This is a genomic window from Longimicrobiaceae bacterium (genome assembly GCA_035696245.1).
In the GTDB taxonomy this organism is placed as follows: domain Bacteria; phylum Gemmatimonadota; class Gemmatimonadetes; order Longimicrobiales; family Longimicrobiaceae; genus DASRQW01.
The window spans coordinates 20450-27577 of record DASRQW010000335.1 but is presented as its reverse complement, the minus strand read 5'-3'; the positions used below and the strand labels follow the sequence as shown (position 1 = coordinate 27577).

5 protein-coding genes are annotated in these 7128 nt (G+C 71.0%); 2 read left to right on the top strand and 3 right to left on the bottom strand.

Annotated features, from left to right (window positions below):
- The 3 genes from VFE05_15560 to VFE05_15550 all read right to left on the bottom strand — a co-directional run.
- Window positions 1-1228 (bottom strand): EAL domain-containing protein (locus tag VFE05_15560; protein HET6231490.1); only part of this gene is annotated, 1228 nt, incomplete at its 3' end.
- Window positions 1225-1614 carry a response regulator gene (locus VFE05_15555; GenBank protein HET6231489.1) on the bottom strand — a complete coding sequence of 130 codons (390 nt, stop codon included), beginning with the start codon at window positions 1612-1614 and terminating at the stop codon, window positions 1225-1227. The genes VFE05_15555 and VFE05_15560, both read right to left, overlap by 4 nt.
- Before the next feature lie 404 nt (window positions 1615-2018).
- On the bottom strand, window positions 2019-3911 hold the full coding sequence (locus VFE05_15550) for an ABC transporter ATP-binding protein (GenBank protein HET6231488.1): 1893 nt from the start codon (window positions 3909-3911) through the stop codon (window positions 2019-2021).
- A 242-nt stretch (window positions 3912-4153) separates the two neighbouring features.
- On the opposite strand from VFE05_15550, the gene VFE05_15545 reads away from it, so the two are divergent.
- A complete protein-coding gene (locus tag VFE05_15545; protein ID HET6231487.1) occupies window positions 4154-5341 on the top strand; it encodes an ABC transporter substrate-binding protein in 1188 nt (395 codons plus the stop codon).
- Window positions 5338-7056, top strand: a complete 1719-nt coding sequence (locus VFE05_15540; protein ID HET6231486.1) for a methyl-accepting chemotaxis protein — start codon at window positions 5338-5340, stop codon at window positions 7054-7056. Before VFE05_15545 ends, VFE05_15540 begins: the two co-directional genes overlap by 4 nt.
- The last annotated feature ends 72 nt before the right edge of the window (window positions 7057-7128 follow it).

The following is a 7128-nucleotide window of genomic DNA, read 5'->3' as shown; positions in this document are numbered from 1 at the left end:
AGCGGAAGGTGGGGTCGCGGAAGTCGTGCGGGTCGATGTTGAGGAAGAGGAGGTGCTCGGGGCCCAGGTTGGCGTCCATCCCCTCGATGGCGCGCTTGCGGCAAAGCCGCGACAGCTCCCAGATGAGGTTGGCTTCCTCGGCCACGCCGAACAGCACCTCGGGCGAGCGCAGGGCACGGCTGGTGCCGCGGGCCAGCGCCTCGTAGCCGTAGATCTCGCGCGTCTCGGTCACCACGATGGGGTGGTACACGATGTAGACGGCGCCCTCGCGCAGCGTCTCCTTGAGGTCCGCCACCTTGCGCGTGCGCTCGCGGTGCTCCACGCCGCGCGCCGCCTGCGCCGCCTCGCGGATGCCGCGGTAGATGAGGCGTTCGGTGCGGATCTTGGGGTTGCGGAAGAGCGTGGTGCTGCCCACGTAGATCTCGAACAGGCCCGAGATGTCCTCGCCGTGCTCCGAGTCCAGCCGCGCGCGGATGTGCGTCTCCAACTCGGTGGCCAGCTGGTTGATGCGCTGCTCGGTGCCCTCGGTGGTGTCGCGCAGGTCGGTGAAGAAGATGAAGTCGTCGTCGCCGGTGTGCGACACCATCAGCACGCTCTCCTGCTGGGTGCGCTGCTCGTCGTAGAACTCGCGCACGGCGCTGGCGGTGGTCTGCAGCACCTCGTCCAGCTTCTGCCAGCCGTAGATCTCCTCCAGCTTGCTGTAGCGCACGAACTCGATGTACAGCACCGTGAGCCGGCCGGTGCGGTCCATGATCTCCCGGCCGCGCTCCAGCATGACCGGCAGCGTTGGGAAGCCGGTGAAGCGATCGTACAGCAGCTCCTCGTAGCGCAGGTGCTCGGCGAGCGCGGCGGTCACCTGCGGGCGCGCCGCGCGGCGGTTGCGCGAGGCGGCGCTCCACAGGCGCGACGCCACCTCCTGCGCGCTGGCGTCCAGCAGCACCCACTCGTCCGCCCCCGCCTCCACGGCGGCGCGCGCCTGCTCGCCGGTGGCGCACGCGACCACGAGCCCGATGCCGCGGGCGCGCGACTCGGTGCGAAGGCGCTCCAGCGTGCCGTCGGGCTCCTCCACCAGAAGCAGGTCGGGGTGCGAGCGCAGGGCGCCCATCACCTCGTCGGTCACGCCGTTCAGCGCCTGCGGCAGCATGAGCAGCTCGGCCTCGAGCTGCGCCGCCGCCTCGCCCAGCCTGCCCCCCAGCCCTCCCTCGCGAACGCTGGCTACGATTCTCACGCCTGGCGCCCCGATGCCTGGAGGTTCCGCTCCACCTTGGCGAGCAGGTCCTTGAAGTCCACCGGCTTCACCACGTAGTCGTCGGCGCCCGAGCGCAGGCCCTCGAACTTGTCCTCGAAGCCGCCCTTGGCGGTGACCATCACCACCTTGGTGCTGCCCAGGTCCGGGTGGTTCTTGATGGTGCGGCACACCTGCCAGCCGTCTATCCCCGGCATCATCACGTCCAGCAGCACCAGCGCGGGGCGCACCTGCTCCATCTGCGCCAGCGCGGCCTTGCCGTCGCTCGCCTCGGCCACCACGTAGCCGCGCGACTCCAGGAACGCGCGCAGGATCTCGACGTTGTCCCGGTTGTCGTCGACCACCAGGATGGTCTCTCGCTTTTCCATTGCGCCTGCGGTGTGCCCCTCACGCCCCGCGGGGGTGGAGGTCGTTTGGCTGCGGGTTGGGGAGGTGCGGGGAAGGGCACGACTGGCGCGGTCCCCGACCCGGCGAGGCAGGCAAGAAGCATTCCATGCGTCCGTAAATCGTTGCACGAAAGGCATTTCGGTAGATGCGTGGAGGCCGGGCCCCAGGTGCGAGACGTCGGAAGATGGCGGGTTGGCCGAATCCCCAGCCGCCCGCCGGGCGGAAGACAACGCGGCGGATTCGTCCGGGTAGCGGACCTGCGATCGCCCCTCCATCTGCCCTCCGAACGACTTCGGGTTGCGGAGGTCGCGTCGGCCGAAGCGTGGAAGAGAACGTGAGATGCGCGGCATCGGGTCGCACCTCCCTGCATCTCCAGTGGATTGCATCAACCAGCCGAAGCGTCCTTCGTCCGAGGTGTTCGCTCAAGCGACCGACGGCTCGCGCCGTCCCGCCGTGCATCTCCCGATTCCGCCGTGACGGCCTGGGAGGCGGCGGACGAGCGGACGAACTGGAGCTCGTACAGGCGCGCGTACAGGCCGCCGCGCGCCAGCAGCTCCGCGTGCGAGCCGCGCTCGCGGACCTCGCCGTGGTGCAGCACCAGGATCTGGTCGGCGTTCTGGACCGTGGAGAGGCGGTGGGCGATGACGAGCGAGGTGCGGCCGGCCATCAGCACGTGCAGCGCGGCGTCGATCTGCGCCTCCAGCTCCGAGTCGACCGAGCTGGTAGCCTCGTCGAGCACCAGGACGAGCGGGTCGAACGCCAGCGCGCGGGCGAAGGAGACGAGCTGCCGCTCGCCGACGGAGAGCGAGGTGCCGCGCTCGCCCAGCGGCTGCGCGTAGCCCTGCGGCAAGCGCTCCACGAAGCGGTCCGCCCCCACCTGCCGCGCCGCCTCGCGCACGGCCTCGTCCGAGATGCCGGCACTGCCCAGGCGGATGTTGCGCGCCACGTCCTCGCTGAACAGGAAGACGTCCTGAAGCACTAGGGAGATGCGCCCCCGCAGCTCGGCCACGGGCACGCGGCGCACGGGCACGCCGTCGAACAGCACCTCGCCGCGCTCGGCGTCGTAGAACCGCATGAGCAGGTTGATGATGGTGCTCTTCCCCGCCCCCGTGGCGCCCACGATGGCGATGCGCTCGCCCGCCGCCGCGCGGAAGCTCACGCCGCGCAGCACCCACTCGTCGCCCTCCGAGTACCGGAACCACACGTCACGGAACTCGATCTCCCCCCGCCCGTCCGCCGGCAGGTGCAGCGGCTGCGCGTCGTCGCGGATCTCCGGCTCGGTGTCCAGCAGCTGGAAGATGCGCTCGGACGCGGCCATCGCCCCCTGCACGATGTTGTACTTCTCCGACAGGTCCTGGATGGGCCGGAAGAAGCGCCGCGTGTACTGGAGGAAGGCGGCGACCACGCCCACGGTGATGGAGCCGCCGAGGGTCTGGAGCCCGCCGTACCACAGGATCAGCGCCAGGCTCACCGACGTGAGCACCTCGATGACGGGGAAGAAGAGCGCGTAGTAGGTGATGGAGCGCAGGTTGGCGTCCAGGTGCTCGCGGTTGATCTGGGCGAAGCGCGCCATGGTGCGCTCCTCGCGCCCGAAGAGCTGCACCACGCGCATGCCGCTCAGGTGCTCCTGCAGGTACGCGTTGATGCGCGCCAGCCGCAGGCGGATGTCGCGGTACGCCTTCTGGATCAGCGCGCGGAAGACGAAGGTGGCGACGGCCACGAACGGCAGCACGGCGAACGTCACCAGCGCAAGCTGCCAGTCCAGCCGCACCATCGCCGCGAAGATGAAGAGCACGGTGAACAGGTCGCCGAACCCGGTCACCACGCCGGACGAGAACATCTCGTTCAGCGCCTCCACGTCGTTCGTGACGCGCGTCATCAGCCGCCCCACCGGGTTGCGGTCGAAGAAGCGCAGCGACAGCCGCTGGAGGTGCGCGAAAAGCTCCACGCGCAGGTCCAGCATCACCTTCTGCCCCAGCCAGGTGGTGAGCAGCGTCTGCGCGTACTCGAAGAGGAAGGCAAGGACGAGCGAGCCCGCGTACGCCGCAACCAGCAGCGCCAGCAGGTGCATGTCGTGCTGCGGGATCGCCCGGTCCAGCGCCACCTTCGTCAGGTACGGCCCGGCAAGCTCCATGGCCGATCCCGCGAAGAGCAGCAGGATCGCGATGACGACGCGCAGGCGGTACGGGCGCAGGTACGCCAGCAGCCGCCGCATGAGGCCGCGGTCCAGCGCCCGGTCCGCGGCCTCTTCCTCGTGCTGGTCCGCCGCGTCGCTCACGCGCGCCTCCCGCGTGCACGCGCGGCGCACTCGCGCGGTGCGAATGCGAGGACGGGGGATGAAGTGCCGGGACGGCCGTGCGGCAGGGTGCGATCAGTGCTCATGGCGCAAACGTAGCGAGGGCGGCGGCGGGGGGCAACGCGCTGCGGCGGGGCATGTTGACACCGCCGGATCGCGGGCATAGCTTGGCTTTCCCTCTCCAGCAGCCCGTGAGCCCCCTGGCGTCCACAGCCCCGCACCCGATGCCTTCCGCCGAACCCGGCCGGCCGAGCCGCGCCCTGCGTCCGCGCCTCCCGCTCCGCACGGCCGCCGCCTTCGCCGCGGTCATCGCCGCATCTGCCGCCGCGTGCGCCGGGCTGCGCGGGCCGGACCGGGAGCCTATCCGCTTCGGCGTGCCCCTGCCGCTCACGAGCATGGACGGCAAGCCGGACGTGTACGGCGCGAACGGGAAGATGGGCGCCGAGCTCGCCCTGCGGGAGATCAACGCGCAGGGCGGCATCGGCGGGCGGCGGCTGGAGTTCCGCGAGCTGGACGACCGCGGCGACGACAGCACCGCCATCGGCGTGGCGCAGCAGCTCTTCGACGACCCCAAGGTCGTCGCCGTGGTGGGCCACGTGTACTCGTCCACCACCATCCAGGCAGCGTCCATCTACCAGCGCGGCCTGCCCGCGGTGGCGACCAGCGCCACCAGCGCCGAGATCTCCGGGCTGGGGCCGTGGATCTTCCGCGTGGCCTCCAGCGACTCGTCGAACGCGGCCTCGCTGGCGCGCACGGCGCGGGAGATGGGCCTCGCGGCGGAGATCGTCTACTCGAACGACGACTACGGCCGCGGGCTGGACCGCTTCTTCGGCCAGGCGCTGCGGGCCGGCGGCGGGCGGGTGCTGGGGTCCGACCCCATCCTGGACGACATGGCGGACTTCGGCCCGTACCTGGCGCGGCTGGGCCGGCGCGGCGCGGGCCTGGTCTTCCTGGCCGACGCGGGCGGCGGCGCGGCCAAGGTGATCGCCCAGGCGCGCGCCCTCCGCATGCCGCTGCGCTTCATGGGCGGCGACGGAATCGAGGCGCTGGCCGACGGCACCGCGGTGTACGACGGCACCATGGTCGGCTCCCTCTTCCACCCGGACGCCACCGAGGCTTCGCGGAAGTTCGCGGCCGCGTACCGCGCCGCCTTCCACCGCGAGCCGGACTCGTCGTCGGCGCTGGGGTACGACGCGGTGATGCTGCTGGCCGAGGCGGTGCGGGCGGGCAACACCACGCGCCAGTCCATCCGCGACTGGCTGGAGACGGTGGGCCGCCCCGGCGGCGCGCCGGCCTTCGAGGGCGTGGCGGGCCGCGTGGCGTTCGACGAGGACGGCGACCCCACGGGCAAGGCGGTGTACGTGAGCGAGATCCGGAACGGCAGGCTTCAGCTTTCCAAGGTCGGGAGATGAACGAGAACAACGGACGCGTCCGCGGCGTGCTTTCCACCATCCGGGGCCGCCTGTACCTGGGCGGCGCCATCCTGGTGCTGCTGATCGGGGTGGGCGCCGTGATCGGCTACACCACCGTCGAGCAGCTGAACCGGGAGATGACGGTGCGGCTGGGCTCGCTGCGCCAGAGCACGGAGGTCAGCGACGTGCTGGAGTCGCTGATCCTCAACCAGATCGCGGCCGGCGAGCGCTACCTGGTGCACCCGGACCCCGCTCTGGCCGAGAGCTTCGCCACGCTGGGGCGCCAGGCGCACGAGCAGCGGCGCCGCTACAAGGAGCTGAAGTCGCTCAACGCCTCGGAGTACCAGGAGCTGGCGGCGATCGACAACCTGCACTCGCGCATCGAGGTCGAGTACGCGCTGGCCCACGCCCAGATGGACCTGGGGCAGACCGACCGCGCGCTGGCGCGCGAGGTGGCCGTGCGGCCGCTCACCCAGCAGCTCCAGGACGCCATCCGCAACGTGGGCGAGGAGCAGGTGCACAAGGTGAGCGCCGCCGCGACCGACCTGAACGGCATGGCCCACACCCGCGAGATCTTCCTGCTGCTCTCGTCGCTGGGCGCGGTGCTCTTCTCCGTGGCTCTCATCTGGGCGGCGATCCGCAGCATCAACACCCCGCTCCAGAACCTGATGGGCGCGGCCGAGCGTCTGGGGCAGGGCGACCTGCGCATCCACCTGAACGGGAAGATGACCGACGAGTTCCAGTCGCTCGCCACCGCGTTCAACGGCATGGCGGGGCAGCTGCGCAACATCGTCTCCGAGACCGTCTCCACGGCCGACCGCATCTCCACCTTCGCGTCGGACCTGTCCAGCATCAGCGAGGAGGTCGCGGCCAGCAGCGGCGAGGTGGCCACGGCCATGGTGGGCATCGCCAGCGGCGCCGAGACGCAGTCGCACGGGCTTCAGGCCACGCAGCAGGCGCTCGCCGACATGGGCACCCGCTCGCAGGAGATCGCGAACGCGTCGCAGAGCGTGGCGCTGCTCAGCGAGCAGATCTACGTGACCGCCAAAGGCAGCCGCACCGAGGTGTCCTCGGCGCTCGACCGGCTGCTGGAGATCCGCGAGGTGGTGACCGCGTCGGCCAACCAGGTCACCGAGCTGGAGCAGAGCAGCGCGCAGATCGACCGCTTCGTCGACACCATCACCGCCATCGCCCGGCAGACCAACCTGCTGGCGCTGAACGCGGCCATCGAGGCGGCGCGCGCGGGCGAGCACGGCCGCGGCTTCGCCGTGGTCGCCGAGGAGGTGCGCAAGCTGGCCGAGGGCAGCGCCCGCGCCGCGCAGGAGGTCGCCCAGAACGTGAGCGCCATCCGCTCCCGAATCGAGGGCGTGGTGGCGACCATGGGCCAGGGCACGGAGAAGGTGGCCGACGTGGAGCACGTGTCCAAGGGCGCCGACGCCGCGCTGGAGCAGATCCTGGCCGCGGTCGACGGGGTGCGCCTGGCCGCGTCGCAGGTGGGCGAGGCCGTGTCTCGTAGCCGCGACGCCATGGTGGAGGTGGAGCGCGCCGTCCTGGAGGTTTCCGGCACCTCCGAGTCGCACGCCGCCAGCGCCGAGGAAGTTTCCGCCGCCGCCGAGGAGCAGTCGGCAGCGACACAGGAGATGTCCGCGTCCAGCATGGAGCTTCTCCTCTCCGCCGAGCGCATGAAGGAGCTGGTCAGCGGCTTCCAGGTCTGACGGCGCTCCTCTGCCAATCTGCTTCAACAGAAGAAGCCCTCCGGATCGTCCGGGGGGCTTCTTCCGTTGCCG

Bases quoted from the DNA above. Each gene is read 5' to 3' on its own strand.
- VFE05_15545 (HET6231487.1), top strand. From the start codon at position 4,154: ATGCCTTCCGCCGAACCCGGCCGGCCGAGCCGCGCCCTGCGTCCGCGC.
- VFE05_15540 (HET6231486.1), top strand. From the start codon at position 5,338: ATGAACGAGAACAACGGACGCGTCCGCGGCGTGCTTTCCACCATCCGG.
- VFE05_15555 (HET6231489.1), bottom strand. From the start codon at position 1,614: ATGGAAAAGCGAGAGACCATCCTGGTGGTCGACGACAACCGGGACAAC.